This window comes from Xanthobacter aminoxidans (assembly GCF_023571765.1).
Classification (GTDB): domain Bacteria; phylum Pseudomonadota; class Alphaproteobacteria; order Rhizobiales; family Xanthobacteraceae; genus Xanthobacter; species Xanthobacter aminoxidans.
This window is the reverse complement of record NZ_JAMJXC010000021.1, coordinates 63460-79146: the sequence shown is the minus strand read 5'-3', so window position 1 is coordinate 79146 and position 15687 is coordinate 63460. Positions and strand designations below refer to the sequence as shown.

19 protein-coding genes and 1 pseudogene are annotated in these 15687 nt (G+C 72.4%); 15 read left to right on the top strand and 5 right to left on the bottom strand.

Annotation, left to right across the window (positions count from 1 at the left end):
* Nucleotides 1-104, top strand: a pseudogene (locus tag EJ105_RS23560) (IS110 family transposase); the annotation flags it as partial.
* An 84-nt stretch (nucleotides 105-188) separates the two neighbouring features.
* Here the strand turns inward: EJ105_RS23560 and EJ105_RS23555 are convergent.
* From EJ105_RS23555 to EJ105_RS23545, 3 genes are all read right to left on the bottom strand, one after another.
* A complete protein-coding gene (locus tag EJ105_RS23555) occupies nucleotides 189-1085 on the bottom strand; it encodes an AraC family transcriptional regulator (RefSeq protein ID WP_250168242.1) in 897 nt (298 codons plus the stop codon).
* Between the two features lie 78 nt (nucleotides 1086-1163).
* The gene (locus tag EJ105_RS23550; RefSeq protein WP_250168241.1) at nucleotides 1164-2042 is read right to left on the bottom strand and encodes a lytic transglycosylase domain-containing protein; all 879 of its coding nucleotides are present in this window, start codon (nucleotides 2040-2042) and stop codon (nucleotides 1164-1166) included.
* A gap of 1 nt (nucleotide 2043) precedes the next feature.
* A complete protein-coding gene (locus tag EJ105_RS23545; protein ID WP_250168240.1) occupies nucleotides 2044-2805 on the bottom strand; it encodes a S1 family peptidase in 762 nt (253 codons plus the stop codon).
* A gap of 416 nt (nucleotides 2806-3221) precedes the next feature.
* Between EJ105_RS23545 and EJ105_RS23540 the strand changes: the two genes are divergently transcribed.
* From EJ105_RS23540 to EJ105_RS23505, 8 genes are read left to right on the top strand one after another with little or no spacing between them, the layout of a single operon-like run.
* Nucleotides 3222-3785: a head-tail connector protein gene (locus EJ105_RS23540; protein WP_250168239.1), complete on the top strand. Its 564-nt coding sequence runs from the start codon at nucleotides 3222-3224 to the stop codon at nucleotides 3783-3785.
* Nucleotides 3782-4105: a head-tail adaptor protein gene (locus EJ105_RS23535; protein WP_250168238.1), complete on the top strand. Its 324-nt coding sequence runs from the start codon at nucleotides 3782-3784 to the stop codon at nucleotides 4103-4105. The genes EJ105_RS23540 and EJ105_RS23535 overlap by 4 nt, the downstream gene beginning before the upstream one ends.
* Complete coding sequence (locus EJ105_RS23530) at nucleotides 4102-4395, top strand: hypothetical protein (protein WP_250168237.1); 294 nt, start codon at nucleotides 4102-4104, stop codon at nucleotides 4393-4395. The genes EJ105_RS23535 and EJ105_RS23530 overlap by 4 nt, the downstream gene beginning before the upstream one ends.
* The gene (locus EJ105_RS23525; RefSeq protein WP_250168236.1) at nucleotides 4392-4811 is read left to right on the top strand and encodes a DUF3168 domain-containing protein; all 420 of its coding nucleotides are present in this window, start codon (nucleotides 4392-4394) and stop codon (nucleotides 4809-4811) included. The genes EJ105_RS23530 and EJ105_RS23525 overlap by 4 nt, the downstream gene beginning before the upstream one ends.
* A gap of 12 nt (nucleotides 4812-4823) precedes the next feature.
* Nucleotides 4824-5231 (top strand): phage major tail protein, TP901-1 family, encoded by a 408-nt coding sequence (locus tag EJ105_RS23520; RefSeq protein ID WP_250168235.1) that lies wholly within the window; start codon nucleotides 4824-4826, stop codon nucleotides 5229-5231.
* Between the two features lie 11 nt (nucleotides 5232-5242).
* A complete protein-coding gene (locus tag EJ105_RS23515; RefSeq protein ID WP_250168234.1) occupies nucleotides 5243-5587 on the top strand; it encodes a gene transfer agent family protein in 345 nt (114 codons plus the stop codon).
* Nucleotides 5584-5799, top strand: a complete 216-nt coding sequence (locus tag EJ105_RS23510) for a rcc01693 family protein (protein WP_347881342.1) — start codon at nucleotides 5584-5586, stop codon at nucleotides 5797-5799. Before EJ105_RS23515 ends, EJ105_RS23510 begins: the two co-directional genes overlap by 4 nt.
* Nucleotides 5800-5803: 4 nt before the next feature.
* On the top strand, nucleotides 5804-6373 hold the full coding sequence (locus tag EJ105_RS23505; RefSeq protein WP_250168233.1) for a phage tail tape measure protein: 570 nt from the start codon (nucleotides 5804-5806) through the stop codon (nucleotides 6371-6373).
* A 4-nt stretch (nucleotides 6374-6377) separates the two neighbouring features.
* Here the strand turns inward: EJ105_RS23505 and EJ105_RS23500 are convergent, their stop codons facing one another.
* Together EJ105_RS23500 and EJ105_RS23495 are read right to left on the bottom strand one after the other, a co-directional pair.
* Nucleotides 6378-6752, bottom strand: coding sequence for a hypothetical protein (locus tag EJ105_RS23500; protein WP_250168232.1), 375 nt, complete (start codon nucleotides 6750-6752; stop codon nucleotides 6378-6380).
* A 763-nt stretch (nucleotides 6753-7515) separates the two neighbouring features.
* Nucleotides 7516-8211, bottom strand: coding sequence for a hypothetical protein (locus EJ105_RS23495; RefSeq protein ID WP_029555122.1), 696 nt, complete (start codon nucleotides 8209-8211; stop codon nucleotides 7516-7518).
* A gap of 109 nt (nucleotides 8212-8320) precedes the next feature.
* On the opposite strand from EJ105_RS23495, the gene EJ105_RS23490 reads away from it, so the two are divergent.
* From EJ105_RS23490 to EJ105_RS23465, 6 genes are all read left to right on the top strand, one after another.
* Nucleotides 8321-8962: a DUF2460 domain-containing protein gene (locus EJ105_RS23490; RefSeq protein WP_029555121.1), complete on the top strand. Its 642-nt coding sequence runs from the start codon at nucleotides 8321-8323 to the stop codon at nucleotides 8960-8962.
* 8 nt (nucleotides 8963-8970) lie between these two features.
* Complete coding sequence (locus tag EJ105_RS23485) at nucleotides 8971-9861, top strand: DUF2163 domain-containing protein (RefSeq protein WP_029555120.1); 891 nt, start codon at nucleotides 8971-8973, stop codon at nucleotides 9859-9861.
* Nucleotides 9858-10298 carry an NlpC/P60 family protein gene (locus tag EJ105_RS23480; RefSeq protein ID WP_250168231.1) on the top strand — a complete coding sequence of 147 codons (441 nt, stop codon included), beginning with the start codon at nucleotides 9858-9860 and terminating at the stop codon, nucleotides 10296-10298. The genes EJ105_RS23485 and EJ105_RS23480 overlap by 4 nt, the downstream gene beginning before the upstream one ends.
* Before the next feature lie 397 nt (nucleotides 10299-10695).
* The gene (locus EJ105_RS23475; RefSeq protein WP_250168230.1) at nucleotides 10696-14595 is read left to right on the top strand and encodes a baseplate multidomain protein megatron; all 3900 of its coding nucleotides are present in this window, start codon (nucleotides 10696-10698) and stop codon (nucleotides 14593-14595) included.
* Nucleotides 14596-14624: 29 nt separating this feature from the next.
* Nucleotides 14625-15326 (top strand): DUF2793 domain-containing protein, encoded by a 702-nt coding sequence (locus EJ105_RS23470; protein WP_250168229.1) that lies wholly within the window; start codon nucleotides 14625-14627, stop codon nucleotides 15324-15326.
* 34 nt (nucleotides 15327-15360) lie between these two features.
* Nucleotides 15361-15681, top strand: coding sequence for a spike base protein, RCAP_Rcc01079 family (locus EJ105_RS23465; protein ID WP_250168228.1), 321 nt, complete (start codon nucleotides 15361-15363; stop codon nucleotides 15679-15681).
* Nucleotides 15682-15687 lie beyond the last annotated feature (6 nt).

Here is a 15687-nt window from a genome sequence, read left to right as displayed (position 1 = left end):
GCGCCGCAGGAAAACCACCAAAGCTCGCACTCGTCGCCATCGCCAGACGCATCGTCGTCACCGCAAACGCCCTCCTACGCGACAACGTCACCTTCCAAACCTGACCAGCCCTCAACACAGTTGCCGGATCAGCGCTCCACCTGCGGTGTCGCTTGTCCGGGGCGCCCCTCATCTGGCAGGCCCACGCTTCAGCCGGCCGGGGCCGACCTGAGGGGCAGGAACAGGTCGGTGACGGCCTCGTGTTCCGGAACGTCGGGGAAGAAGCTCAGCCTCTGGCAGAACAGCGGGAAGTCTCCCGCCTCCTCGCCGCTGTCCGGCAGCCAGTCGCGATAGAGGAAGAGCGCCGCGGGCTCCAGATCCTCGCTGTGACCGATGACGCGGAGCACCGCGCAGCGGCCGGCGGGGATGAGGCCGGCGGTGACGCCTTGCGCCGTGTCCGGGATGGGCCGGTCGCTGGCGGCGCACAGGTCGAGGCGGAAGTCTTCCGGGGGCGTCGTGCGCGGGTCGCTGTGGAACACCGTGAAGGTCGCGGCGACGCCGCGCCCGAGCCCCGCCGCACGGCGCCATGCGATGAAGCGCCGGACGGTGTCGTAGACCGCGGCCGGATCGCCCCGGTGGGTCATGACCGCGACCGGGGTCGCGGGAAAGTCGCGAACTTCGACGTCTGTGGTGGTCCAGGTGGTCATGCGCAGGGTCCTTGCGTTGGTGAGCGGCGCGCAGGCCGCAAGCCACGGTTCCCACGCGGGCGATGTCCGGAACGCCGAAGGCGACTGCTCGAACCGCTGCCGGAAGGCGCGGGCGAAGGCGTCGGGCGCATCGTAGCCGGCGTCCAGGGCGACCTCGGTCACGCTGGCCCCCGTCCGGAAGGCGAGCTGATACGAGGCGCGCCTCAGGCGGGCGAGCTGGACATAGCGGTGCACGGTGACACCGAACGTGGCGGTGAACTGCCGGTGAAAGTGAGCCTGCGAGAAGGCCGCGACGGCGCTGAGCGCCTCAAGGCCGAGATCCTGATCAAGATGCCGGTCGATGTGGTCCAGCACCCGCTGCATCCTCGCCCGGTAGCGCTCGCGTGCGGCGTTGGTCATTGACTCCTTCCCTGATGGCCCCGCCAGTGAACTGCGCCGCGGCGGCCCGCGCGCGACCGATCCTGCTGTTCTTCGCCCTCAGTTGGGCAGCACCAGGCAGGCGCCGCCGGCCTTGCGGAGGCGGTCGCACATCTTCATTCCCTCGGCCTTGGACTGGGCCGGCAGGCGCACGCGATAGAAGGTGCGCGGGCCGCGCCCGCCCACGCGGGTGGAGATGATGACCGGCGTGAGGTCCGCGAACACCTGCGGCGCCCGCTGCGCCTCGCGCCGGAAGGAGGCGAGAGCGATGTCGCGCGAATAATTGCCGGAGATCTGCACGCCCCAGGGCGCGAACAGCGCGTTCGCCGGCTGCCCCGCCGACGGGGCCGGCGCGCCCTTGCGCAATGAGGCGACGGTGGCGAGGCAGGGCTCGGGCGGGAAATCCGCCGGGCCGAAGGCCGCCGTGCCCTGCTTCTTCAGGCCGGCCCAATCCTCCGCCGTGCGGCCGGTGATGATGCGCACATAGGCGCGCGTCTCGTTGGGCAGGCCGCCGCCGGCCAGAAACCCGTTCACCCGCCCCGGCCCGGCATTGTAGGCCGCCGCCGCGAGGCCCAGGTTTCCGAACCGCCGGTTGAGATCGGCGATGAGCGCGGCGGAGGCCGGGATCGCCGCTTCCGGATCGAACGGATCGACGAGCCCGCGCTCCTTCGCCGTGCCCGGCATGAACTGGGCGATGCCCTGCGCGCCGGCGCGGCTCACCACATCCGGCCGGAACGAGCTTTCCTGCCAGATGAGGCGGGTGAGGAAGGCGGCGGGCAGCCCCTCCTTCGCCGCCGCCCTGTCGATGAGGCGGCAGATGGCGTGATCGACGGTTTCGCCGCCGGGCGACTGGGCAAGGGCCTGTGTATTGGCCAGCGCCGCGAGCGCGAGTAGGACGACGCCGCCGCGCCATGCGTGATGCAGGGCGGCGGTGCGCATGTCAGAGCCCGGTGGCGGGGAGGGGGCTCCCCAGGGCCTTCGCCGTGGCCATGATCCAGTCGCGATGGAGCGACACCAAAGTGACGCCGGTGACGCCGCCGCAGCCGCGCGCGCCGCCCGCGGCGGTGGCCCATCCGACCACGCCGGCCACGGCGCCATCGAGGAAGGCCGGCCCGCCGGAATCCCCGGTGCAGGCCCCGGCCGCGCCCTCTGGCGTGGAGAGCCGCACCATGATGCCCCCGGTGGTGCCGATGGAGGGCAGGGCCACGCTGCGCAGCGTGCCCGCGCTCTTCGTGGCGCCGTCGGCGGTGACGCCATAGCCGGCCAGCAGAAAGGTGACGCCCTTCTCCGGCAGCCCCGTGGCCGCGCCGAGGCGGGCGACGCGGAACCGCGCGGGCAACGGCTCGGCGAGCTTCACCAAAGCGAGGTCCGGCGTGGGACGCCGGGTCTGGAACTGGTCGGCGTCGAAGCGCGGATGCACCATCACCCGCGCCGCCGGCACCAGCCTGGGCTGGCCATCGCCGACGATGGCCACCGCATAATCGCCGGCCGGTCCCACGCAGTGCGCCGCCGTCAGCACCAGGTCGCGCGCCAGCACCGTGCCGGTGCAGGAGGCGCCGCGGGTGGAGACGATGAGCACCGTCTGCGCCGCCACATCCGCCGTCGCCGGCCCTCCGCCAACGATGGCGTGGGCCGCGTTCGGGCCGATGAGCACGAGGGCGAGCGCCAGAAACGGCGCTGGGGCGAGGCGGAAAGGCTTCATCCCCCGTTTCTGCCGCCCGTGGCCGGAAGCGTCAATGGTTCCCCGGACAAGCGACACCGAAGGTGGAGCGCCGATCCGGGGACCAGCGCAAGACTTCCGCGCAGCGGGGCAATTGCTCCGAAGGGTAGAGACCTCGCCTAACCCGTCATCGCCCGGCGTGTCCGGGCGATCCACCCATCCGCCTGCGCGCTGTCCGAGGTTTCCGCCCGGCCCGACCGTGGATCGCCCGGACACGCCGGGCGATGACGGCGCAAGTTCTTCCTCCCCTCTCCCCTCGCGGGAGAGGGGCCGGGGGTGAGGGGGGCGGCCTCACCGCAACCCCGCCCCCTGTCCCTGCGGCGCCACACCCCTCACCCCACCCCTCTCCCGCAAGGGGAGAGGGAGTTCTTCTGCCCAGTTCCCACCCGGAGTCCCCCATGGCCGAACTTCTCTCCGGCCCCGCCGCCGAGCCGCTGACGCGGGCGGAGGCGAAGGCCTTTCTGCGCGTCGAGACCGACGCCGAGGACGCCCTCATCGATGCCCTGATCGCCGCCGCCCGCCGCCATGTGGAGGCGGAGACGGGGCGCATCCTGATGGAGCAGACCTGGCGCTTCTCGCTGGATCGCTGGCCCCTGCGGGGCGTCATCCCGGCGCCCGTCGCCCCGGTGCGGGCCATCCTCGAAGCCACCGTCGCGGCGGCGGACGGCACGCCGGTGGCGCTGCCCGAGGGCGCGCTGACCCTGGTAGGCGACCGCGCCCCCGCGCTGATCCGGGTGGAGCCCGCGCGCGTCTCGGCGCCGCTCGTCTCCCATGGCGGCATCGTCATCACGCTTCTCGCCGGCTACGGCGCGAACGCGGCCGATGTGCCGGCGGATCTCGTGCAGGCGGTGCGGCTCATGCTCGCCCATCTCTACGAGCATCGCGACGGGCCGGGGGACGCCACCCAACTCCCCGCCGCCGCCCGCGCGCTGATCGCGCCCTATCGCGTGGTGCGGCTGTGACGGGGATCGGCGCGCTGCGCCATCGCCTCACCCACCAGACGCCCGTCGATGTGCCGGACGGTGCCGGCGGCGTGACGCGCTCTTTCATTTCGGTGGACGTGCTGTGGGGCGCGGTGGAGGAGGTCTCCACCGCCTACGGCCTCGGCGAGGATCGCCCCCGCGCCGCGCGCGTGCTGCGAGTCACGGTGCGGGCGCCCAACACCATCGCGGCGGGCGACCGGCTGATCCATGCCGGCCGTGTGCTGGCGGTGGAGTCCATCATCAATGCGGACGGGCGCGGCCGGTTCCATCGCATCCGCTGCAGCGAGGAACAGACATGAGGACGGAATTCAGCGTCCGCACCCGCGGCCTCGACGGCCTCGCCCGCCGCATCGCCGCCCGCCATTTCCCGGACGCGGAAGCCGCCGCCGCCGCCCGTGCCGCCGCCGATCTCGCGGGGGAGATCGGGGCCGAGGCCGGCGCCGTCGCCACCGTGGCGGGCACGCCCGCGCGTCCTCTCGTCGAGGTCTCCGGCGCCGCCTTCCTCGACCGTGTGCGCGGCGCCTTCGACCGGCCGGGCGATCCGGTGCTCGATCGCATCCGCCTGCTCTTCGCCCGGAGGCGCCCATGAGCCTGCCCCTCGACAGCCCCGCGCTGGCGCTGCGCGCCGCCATCCATGCCGCCCTCGTGGCCGATGTCGCGCTGGTTGCGCTGCTCGGCGCGCCGCGCGTGCATGACGTGCCGCCGGGCGATGCGGATTTTCCCTTCGTCACCCTCGGCGAGGCAGTGGTGGCCGACTGGTCCACCGCCACCGAGGCGGGCGCCGAGCAGGCGCTGACGCTGCACGTCTTCTCGCGCTCCGGCGGGCGGGCGGAGGCCTTCGCCATCGCCGCGCGATTGCAGGCGGCGCTGCACGACGCGCCCCTCGCGCTTGAGGGCCACCGTCTCGCCAACCTGCGCGCCACCACCGCCGAGGTCCGCCGCGAGAGCGACGGGCGCACCTTTCACGCTCTGGTGCGGTTCCGCGCCGTCACCGAGCCCGTTTGACCGGAGACGAAAATGGCCGCGCAGAAGGGCAAGGATCTGCTCCTGAAGGTGCATGACGGCACCTCCTTCATCACCGTGGCGGGGCTGCGCACGCGCACCCTCGCCTTCAACGCGCAGAGCGTGGACGTGACCCATTCCGAGAGCGCCGGCCGCTGGCGCGAGCTTTTGGACGGGGCGGGCGTGAAGCGCGCGTCCGTCTCCGGCTCCGGCGTGTTCAAGGACGCGGCGTCGGACGCCCTCATCCGCCAGCTCTTCTTCTCCGGCGCGCTGGCGAGCTGCCAGTTGCTGATCCCGGATTTCGGCACCCTCACCGGCCCGTTCCAGGTGACGGCGCTGGAGATCGCCGCCGAGCACGACCGGGAGATCACCTTCGACCTCACGTTGGAGAGCGCGGGCGAGATCGCCTTCGCGGCGCTGTGATGGGCGGCGGCATGCCCAACCGCCGGCGCGGCGAGATTTCGGCGGTGCTCGACGGCACGCCGCGCGTGCTCGTCCTCACCCTCGGTGCCCTCGCCGAGCTGGAAGCCGCCTTCGGCGCGGACGATCTCATGGCGCTGGCCGAGCGCTTCGGCCGGGGGCGCCTCTCGGCGCGGGATGCGGCGCGCATCATCGCTGCCGGGCTCAATGGCGCGGGGGCGGATGTGAGCGCGGAGGAGGTGGAGCGCATGCGGGCGGATGGCGGCGCGGCGGGGTTCGCCCGCATCGTCGCGGATCTTCTCGCCGCCACCTTCGGCGGGGAGGAGCCTCCATCCCCTCCCGTGCCGCAGCGGGCGTGACGGCTGAGCTCCCGGCGCGCGCCTTTCCCTGGGCGCTCGCCATGGGCGCCGGCTTCGGCCTGCTGCGGCTTGCCCCCGATGCCTTCTGGCGGATGACGCCGCGCGAACTCGCGGCCGCCCTTTCCGCGCTGCTGCCCGCCGCGCCGGAGGCCATCGACCGCGCCGGCCTTGCCGCGCTCATGGCGCGGTTTCCCGATCGCACGAGAGGATGATGCCGTGACCGAGACCGTCGATATCGCCCTCCAGGTGGACACCCGCAGCGCCATGGCGGCGCTGGGCGCGGCGGAAGTTTCCGCGCGTGGCTTTTCTTCCGCGCTCGCCTCCGCCTTCACCGGCCTCGCCGTGCAGGGCAAGGATCTCGGCACGGTGCTGGAGCAACTCGCCACGCGCCTCGCCAACCTCGCCCTCACGGCGGCCCTGAAGCCGCTGGAGAGTTCGCTGACCTCTCTTCTCTCCGGCGCCGGCGCGGGGCTCGGCTTCGCCAAAGGCGGGGTGATCGGGGAGGGGCAGGTGAAGCCCTTCGCGCGCGGCGGGGTGGTGGCGGCGCCCACCTATTTCCCCCTCGGCGCGTCGCTCGGCCTGATGGGGGAGAAGGGCGCGGAAGCGATCCTGCCGCTGGCGCGCGGGGCCGATGGGCGGCTCGGCGTGCGCAGCGCCGAAGGGGCGGGGCGCGGGGCGGTGACGGTGAATATCGCGACGCCCGACCTCTCCGGCTTCCGCCGCTCGGACGCCTATGTCTCGGGCCTGGTGGCGCGGGCGGTGGCGCGGGGGCAGCGCGGCGGCTGAGCCTTCAGCGCGCGGTTTTCCACGGGTCCGCCGCCGGCGCCGTAGAGGAGGGCAGCGCGGACGACGAAGAGTTGTTGAACTGGTTGGGCGCGTTGCTCACCGAGCTGCCGCTATAGGCATCGCTGCGCACGACGGCGCCTGTCTTCACGCAGGAATCCGAGCCCGGCACCCGCTGGAAGCCCGGGCCGTAGCTGGCGCAGAAGCTGTCGCTCTTGCTGCCGGAAGGACTGCTCTTGCCGCTGGCCTGCGCCAGCGCCGGGCTCGGGGCGGCCGCGGCCACCGTCGCGCCGAGCACCACCGCGCCGCAGAGCCGCGCGAGGCCGAAGGCGGCGCCGGAGCGTCGTGCGGAGGAGAGGGGGCGGGGGGCGCTGATCGTCATGGCACGAAGAGTGGCAGTCCGGCAGCTCGCCCGGTGCGAGCCATCGGACCATAGCGTGGCCGCGCCCACCGGGAAATCCCCTGACGGACCGGCAGCTTGCCGGTAATGGCGACGTGTCGCGGCCGAGACATGTCGCGATTGACCCGCGGTCAATCGACTGAGGCGCCCGGCGAGGGAAGGCCTGCGCGCAGTCCGGCCTCAGCTGGGCGGCGGGCGCGTCATCCTTCGCCCGGATCTTTCGCCAAGGTCTTGCGCCAAAGTCCTGCACCAGGGTCCTGCACCCATGCGCGGCCCAAAGGCGCGGGGAAGCTCCGGCATGACGTGCGCGATGGCGCCGTCGTTCCGCTCGCGGCATTCCAGCCTTGCCCCACTGGCCGATGCCTGAACGGATACGACGTCCACCCGGATCAGCCCCCCGGACGTCGGGAGGCCCGAACACACAAAGGCCCAGGCCTCACAGTGCCTGGGCGCACAGGGTGCAACACATGAAGAGCCCGGACATGAAGGCTGGGCGCCGATCGTGCCTGCGGCCCAGCCGGCCTGCCACCGATGGCGGCAATCGTCACGTCCGCTGCGCCTGAGGCGCCTTGCGTGATGACGCGCCGTGAGGCGGCCTCGTCTCATCTTGCCGCCCGTGGGCGGCAGGGTCCTGGCGACCTGATACGCCGCCCGTGGGCGGCCATATGGCTTGCGCCGCACCCGGCGGCGCTCCGATGGCGGTGGCGCGGGCCCTGAGCCGCACGCCGCCATCGGGGAGCGAAGATCACTTCTTCGCGGGAGCCTTGGGAGCCTTGGGCGCAGCGGCCTTCTTGGCAGCGGGCTTGGCGGCAGCCTTGGGGGCGGCGGGCTTGGTCTCCGGCGCGGGCGCGGGAGCAGCAGCAGGCTTCGCAGCGGCCTTGGGGGCAGCAGCCTTCTTGGGAGCGGCAGCCTTCTTCTCGGCGGCGGGCTTGGCAGCTGCCTTCGGAGCGGCAGCCTTGGGCGCAGCGGCGGGCTTGGCAGCGGCCTTGGGAGCCGCAGCCTTGGCAGGCGCCTTCGCGGCCTTGGGAGCGGCGGCCTTCTTCTCGGCGGCCGGAGCCTCGGCGGGCTTGGCGGCAGCCTTCGCGGAAGCGGCCTTGGGGGCAGCAGCCTTCTTGGCGGCAGCCTTCGGTGCGGCGGCCTTGGCTTCAGCCTTGGGCGCGGCGGCCTTCTTGGCGGGAGCCTTAGGGGCAGCAGCCTTCGGTGCAGCGGCCTTGGCCTCGGCCTTCGGCGCAGCGGCCTTGGGGGCAGCAGCCTTCGGGGCGGCGGCCTTCTTGGCAGGAGCCTTCGGTGCAGCTGCCTTGGCTTCGGCCTTCGGCGCGGCAGCCTTGGGGGCGGTGGTCTTGGGTGCTGTGGTCTTGGCTGCGGCCTTGGGGGCTGCGGCCTTCTTCTCGGCAGGTTTCTCGGCGGCGGCGGCCGGCTTCTTCGCGGGCTTGGTAGCCATGCTTTCGCTCCATGCTCAACGGGGCACAGGAAAGTCAAGGCGTCACGTTCAACTATGTCAAGGCCATCTCTACTGTTTTCGGCCAAGAATTAGGGGATGGGGGCATCATATGGCCGCCTTTCATGAGATTTTGTTTCCTCTGGAGGTCGCTCTCGGCGCTTCGGGCGGTCCGGAGCGCGTCACCGAGGTGGTCACGACCGCCTCCGGACGCGAGGAGCGCAACACGCGCCAGGCTGATTCGCGACGTCGATGGGACGCCGGTTACGGGGTGAAGACCTTCGCCGCTCTGGCCGAAATCGTCGCCTTCTTCGAGGAGCGCCGCGGGCGTCTCCACGGCTTCCGCTGGCGCGATCGTCTCGACCATTCCTCGGCCGCTCCGGAAGACGAGGTGAGCGCCCTCGACCAGCTCATCGGCGCGGGCGACGGAGCGCGCGCGACCTTCGCGCTGACGAAGCGCTACGGCGCGCTCCACGCGCCCTATCTGCGCGCCATCACCAAGCCTGTCGCGGGCAGCGTGAAGGTTGCGGTGAATGGCATCGAACACGTTGAAGGCGCACACTTCTCGCTCGACACCGCGCGCGGCGAAATCACCTTCGCGGAAGGTGCCATCCCGGCTCCCTCCGCGGTCGTCACGGCGGGCTTCCGCTTCGACGTTCCGGTGCGCTTCGACACCGATTTTCTCGAGGTGGATCTCTCCGCCTTCGCGGCCGGCGCGATCCCCCGCATCCCCATCATCGAAATCCGCGTGTGAGGCTCGCCATGCGCACTCTCGATCCCGCCCTCGCCGACCATCTCGCGAGCGGCGTCACCACGCTGTGCCGTGCCTGGCGCGTGACCCGCCGCGACGGCACCGTGCTGGGCTTCACCGACCATGATCGCGACCTCGTCCTGGAGGGCGTGACCTTCCTCGCCGCCTCCGGCATCGCAGGCTCGGAAAGCACGCAGGCGCAAGGACTTTCCGTCACCGGCGCGGAACTCTCCGGCGCCCTCAGCGCCGACGCGCTTGATGCCGCGGACCTCGCCGCCGGCCTCTATGACGGGGCTGGCGTGGACCTCCTGCTCGTCAATTGGCAGGCCCCCGCGCAGCACCTCCTGCTGCGGCGGGGAACCATCGGCGAGGTGCGCTGCGAGGACGGCGTGTTCACCGCCGAGATCCGCGCCCTCGCGGATGGCTTCAACCAGACGCGCGGCCGCCTCTTCACGCCCACCTGCGATGCCGATCTCGGCGACGCCCGCTGTGGCGTGGACCTCGCCGCGCCGGCCCATTCCGCGAGCGTGGCGGTCAGCGCGGTGGAGGGCGCGCTGCGCCTGCGCGTCACCGGCCTCGACGGCTTCGCGACCGGCGCCTTCGCGCGGGGCCGCGCGGTGTTCGCGAGCGGCGCCAATGCGGGTTTCGCCACCGAGGTGAAGGCACATCTGGTGGATGGGGAAGGGGTGGTCCTGCGCCTGTGGCAGCGCCCGCCGTTCGATGTGGCGGAGGGCGACGAGATCACCCTCACCGCCGGCTGCGACAAGCGCTTTGCGACCTGTCGCGACCGCTTCTCAAACGCACTCAATTTTCGCGGCTTCCCGCACATGCCGGGCAACGACGCGATCATCTCCGTCGCCATCCCCGGCGAGGGCGGATACGACGGGAGCCTCAGGGAATGAGCGGGGCTCCTGATCGTGCCGCGATCCTGGCCGAGGCCCGCGCCTGGATCGGCACGCCCTATCTCCACCGCGCCTCGCTGAAAGGCCACGGCGCGGACTGCCTCGGCCTCGTGCGCGGCACCTGGCGGGAGGTCGTCGGGCCGGAGCCGGAGGCGCTTCCATCCTACGCGCCCGACTGGGCCGAGGCCGGTCGGCGCGAGACGCTGGCCGATACCGCGCGGCGCCATCTCGTCGCCGTTCCGCTGGCCGAGGCGCAGCCCGGCGACGTGCTGCTGTTCCGCTTCCGCGAGCACCTTCCGGCCAAGCACGCGGCGCTGCTCTCCGAGGGCGGGCGCATGATCCACGCCTATGACGGCGCGAGCGTGTGCGAGACCGCGCTGACGCCGTGGTGGCGCCGTCGGCTGGCCTATGCCTTCGCATTTCCGGGGGCGGGGTAGGGGGGCTCATCGAAACAGTTCCCCGGACAAGCGACACCGCAGGTGGAGCGCCGATCCGGGGGCCAGGGGAAAGGTCGGCGAAGCCGGCGCCCGCCCGCAGAGCCTCGGAAAAGAGCCGCCTTCGGCGACGTTTTGCGCTGGGCCACGGCTCTCCTTCCACTGCGCTTCGCTCCGTTCCAGTCGGCCGAGGCGCGAGAGCGAAGCGGGGCGCTTGCACCGTCCTCCCTACCGTCATGCCCCGGCTTGTCCGGGGTATCCACCGGGCCGCTTGCGCGCTGCCCGGACACCCGAACCCGCCCAACCGTGGATCGCCCGGACACGCCGGGCGATGACGGCGCAATGTCGGGGTGAGGGGCCACCTTCTTCCCACATCCCCTCCCATCCCGGAGCCTCACCCATGGCGACGCTGCTTCTCGGCGCGGCCGGCGGCCTTATCGGCGGCGCGCTGTTCGGACCCATCGGCGCGGTGGCGGGGCGGGCGCTGGGCGCGCTCGGCGGCTCGGTCATCGATGGCGCGCTCCTCGGCGGCAACCGCTCGCGCCATGCGGAAGGCCCGCGCCTCACCGACCTCGACGTGATGGCCTCCACCGCCGGCGCGCCGCTCCCCCGCATCTACGGCCGCGCCCGGCTCGCCGGGCAGGTGATCTGGGCGCTGAAGCTCAAGGAGGTGAAGAAGGAGGAGACGCAATCCGTCGGCGGCAAGGGCGGCAGCCTTTCGGCCAGCACCACGACCTACACCTATTACGCCAATTTCGCCGTGGCCCTGTGCGAGGGTCCGGTCTCGCGCATCGGCCGCATCTGGGCGGACGGCAAGCTGCTGGACACGCGGCGCCTGCACATCACGCCCCATCTCGGCGGTGCGGACGAGGCGCCCGACAGCTGGATCGAGGCGAAGCAGGGCGCGGCGGGCACGCCGGCCTATCGCGGTGTCGCCTACCTCACCTTCCGCAATCTGGAGCTGACCGACTACGGCAACCGCCTGCCGCAGATCACGGTGGAGGTGGAGCGCTCCATCGGCGCGCTGGAGAGCCAGGTGCGCGCGGTGACGCTGATCCCCGGCGCCACCGAGTTCGGCTACGACACGCGCAACATCCGGCAGGTCTATGGCGAGGCGAGCTACGGGCCGGAGAACCGGCACGTCACCAGCTTCTTCAGCGATTTCGAGGCCTCCCTCGACCAGCTCCTCGGCGCCTGCCCGAACCTTGCGCGCGTCTCGCTGGTGGTGTCCTGGTTCGGCGATGATCTGCGCGCCGGCCAATGCGCCGTGCGGCCGAAGTGCGAGCGCCTCAACAAGGCGACCGCGCCCGCGCTGTGGAGCGTGGGCGGGCAGACGCGCCTCACCACCCCCGCCGTCTCGCAATATGAGGGCCGCGCGGCCTATGGCGGCACGCCTTCCGACGACAGCGTGGTGCGCGCCATCGCCCGCATGCGCGAGGCGGGGCTGAAGGTGACGCTCAATCCCTTCGTCATGATGGACATCCCGGCCGACAACACGCGCCCCGACCCGTGGACCGGCGCCGCGTCCCAGCCGCCCCATCCCTGGCGCGGGCGCATCGTGTGCGATCCGGCGCCGGGGCGGGCGGGAACGGTGGACGGCACGGCCGCCTGCCGCGCGCAGGTGGCGGCGCTGTTCGGCACGGCGGGCGCGGGGGACTTCACGCGGGTCGGATCGAGCGTGATCTATCACGGGCCGGATGAATGGAGTCTGCGGCGCATGGTGCTGCACTACGCCCATCTCGCCGTCGCGGCGGGCGGGGTAGAGGCGATCCTCATCGGCTCGGAAATGGCCGCGCTCACCCGCCTCACGGACGAGACCGGCGCCTTTCCCGCCGCCGCCGCGCTCGCCGCGCTGGCGGCCGAGGTGAAGGCGGTGGTGGGGTCGGACACCCGCGTCTCCTACGCCGCCGACTGGACCGAATATGGCGCGCAGGTGCTCGCCTCCGGCGACGTGCGCTTTCCCCTCGATGCGGTGTGGGGCGCCGATGCGGTGGACTTCATCGGTATCGATTACTACCCCCCGCTCGCCGACTGGCGCGACGGCTCCGCCCATCTCGATGCGGCGCTGGCGCAGTCCATCCACGACCGCGCCTATCTGAAGGCCAACCTGCGCCGTGGCGAGGCCTTCGACTGGTTCTATCCGGACGACGACGCCCGCGCCGCGCAGGATCGCAGCGCCATCACCGATGGCGCCTTCGGCGAGCCGTGGGTGTATCGCCAGAAGGATCTCTGGTCCTGGTGGGCGAACGCCCATCACGAGCGCGTCGCCGGCGTGCGCAACGCCGCGCCGACCGCCTTTGTGCCGGGCGCAAAACCCATTCGCCTGATGGAGGCGGGGTGCCCGGCGGTGGACAAGGGCGCCAACCGGCCGAGCGCCTTCCCGGATGCGAAATCCGCCGAGAACCGTCTGCCGCCCTTCTCCTCCGGCGCGCGGGACGACCTCATCCAGCGCCGCACGCTGGAGGCCATCCTCGCCACCTTCGGGGCGGACGCGGACGCCGCCGACAACCCCGTCGCGACCCTCTATCCCGGCCGCATGGTGGAGCCCGACGCGCTCTTCCTGTGGAGCTGGGATGCGCGGCCCTATCCCCAGTTCCCCTACGCCACCGAGGTGTGGGCGGACGGCGCCAACTGGGCCACCGGCCACTGGCTCACCGGCCGCCTCGGCGCCGCGCCGCTGGATGCTCTGGTGGCGACCCTCGCCGCCGATTTCGGCATTGCCGACGTGGACAGCGCGCACCTCTCCGGCGCCGTCGAGGGCTATGTGGTGGAGCAGCCCATGACCGCCCGCGCGGCGCTGGAGCCGCTCGCCCGCGCCTTCGCCTTCGAGGCGGGGGAAGAGGACGGCCGCCTGGTGTTCCGCCCGCGCGGGCAGGGGGAGGTGGCCGAGATCGCCACCGACGATCTGGTGCAGGCGGAGGGCGCGCCGCTCCTCGCCGTCACCCGCGCGCAGGAGACCGAGCTGCCGCTGGAAGTCACAGTGGGCTTCGTGGATGCCCTGCGCGACTACCGCCGCGCCACCGTCTCCTCCCGCCGCCTCGCAGGCAAGAGCCGGCATGTCACGCAGGCGGACCTCGCGGTGGTCGCCTCCGACGCGGTGATGGTGCGCGCCGCCGATGTCTGGCTTCAGGATCTCTGGGCCGGGCGGGAGACGCTCTCCTTCTCGCTGCCCCCCTCGCTGCTCGCGCTGGCGCCCGGCGACCTCGTGCGGCTGACCTTCGATGGCCGCACCCGCCTCGTGGAGATCGTCCGCGTGGAGGAGGCGGAGGCGCTGGCGATCACCGCCCGCACCATCGAGCCGGAGGTGTTCGACGTGGCGCTGGCGGAGGAAGGGGCGGGGCACATTGCGCTGCCCGGCGCCTCCGGACCGCCCGCCGTGCGGGTGCTCGACCTCCCGGCGTTGTCGGAGGCGGAACCCGTGCCGCTACAATGGCTTGCCGCCGCCGCCTCGCCCTGGCCGGGGACGCTTGCCATCTGGCGCTCCACCGATGGCGCGAGCTTCGAGACGCTGGCGCCCATCACCGCCTCCGCCACCTTCGGCACCCTCACCGCGCAGCTGCCGTCGGGGCCGCTTTGGCGGTTCGACCGGCACAATTGGATGGAGGTGACGCTTGAGACGTCTCTCCTCGTCTCGGCGAGCGAGGCCGAGGTGCTGGCCGGTGCCAACCTCCTCGTGCTCCTCGCCGAGGATCGCGCGCCGGAGATCGTCGCCTTCACCGAGGCCGAGTTGGTGGATGCCGGCAGCTATCGCCTCACCGGCCTCCTGCGCGGCCTCGCCGGCACCGAGGCGGCGGGGGCGGAAGCGTGGCCGGCGGGCACCCGCATCGTGCGGCTCGACGGCACGCTGGTGAGCGTCGCCAGCGGCGTCGCCGCACTGGGGCGCAGCTTCATCTATCGCGTCGGCTCGGCGCGGGATGACCAGGGTGCGGAGGAGGTGACGGAAGTCGCCGCCACCGTCTCCGGCCGCGCGCTCACGCCGCTTTCGCCGGTGCATGTGCGGGCGCGGCGGACCGAGGCGGGCGTCGCCTTCTCCTTCATCCGCCGCACCCGCATCGCGGGCGACGGATGGGAGGCGGTGGAGGTACCGCTGGGCGAGGCCAGCGAGGCCTACCGGCTCGACATTCTCGACGGCGAGACCGTGCGGCGCAGCTTCACCCTCGCGTCGCCTGAAACTCTCTATGCGGCCGCCGACGAGATCGCCGATTTCGGCGCGCCGCAGGGCGAACTCACCGTCCGCGTCGCCCAGCTCTCGGCCAGCGTCGGGGCGGGCGCGGCGGTGACGGCGACCGTAGCGCCGTAAGGCTCTTCTCCTTCCATCGAGGTCCAGCCATGTCCGAGCAATCGGCGAACCTGGCGCTGCCGTATATCGCGGCGGCCCAGGCGCAGAAGCATGTCACCCACAACGAGGCCATCCGCCGCCTCGACGCCTTCGTGCAGTTGGTGCTGGAGAGCGCCACCGCGCCCGCCCCGCCGACCTCGCCCGCCGAGGGGGCGCGCTGGTTCGTGCCGTCCGGCGCCACAGGTGAGTTTGCGGGGCGGGTCGGGATGATCGCGGCCTATGAGGCGGGCGCGTTCGATTTCCTGCCCGTGGCGGCGGGCTTCCTCGCCTTCATCCGCGACGAGGGGCGGCTTGCGGTGTTCGACGGCGGCGCGTGGGTCTCGCCTCTGGCAGCCAGCGCCCATCGCGGCGCCATCTCGGCCGAGGTGCGGGAGGCGGATGTGCTCCTCTCCGGCGCGTTCGTGGACACCGCGCTCATTATTCCCGATCGCGCCATCGTGCTCGGCGTCTCCACCCGCACGCTCACCGCTGTGACCGGAGCCTCCGCCTACGACTGCGGCATCGCCGGGGAGCAGGCGAAGTTCGGCGGCAGCCTCGGTGTCGCGGCGGGCGCCACGAACATGGGGGTCATCGGCCCCACCGCCTTCTACGCGCCGACGCCGGTCCGCCTCACCGCCATTGGCGGCAGCTTCGGCGGCGGCACGGTGCGTGTCGGCCTGCACCTCCTCCTCCTCGCCATTCCCGGCGCGTGACCCGCGCCTCGCGCCCGCCTTTCGGAGCCTTCCCATGTCCTATGATTCCGGCCGAGACCCGCTGCGCGGGCTCGCCGCCTCGCTCTCCTCGCCGACGCGGCTGATGAGCCGCGTCACCCCCTCCGACAGCGACGAGCTTCCCGTCTACGCCAAGGCCCTTTGGGTGTTCGTGCCCGAAGAGGTGTCCGGCGGCGTCGCCACGGTGCGCCTCACCCCTGTCGGCGCCGACGATGCCACCCGCATCGACGTGCGCGCCTTGCCGGGCCTTCAGCCCTTGCCGCCGTGCCAGGTGCGCCGGGTATGGGCCACCGGCACCAGCGCGGGCATCGACATCTACGCTCTGTTCGACCGCTGAGCGGAG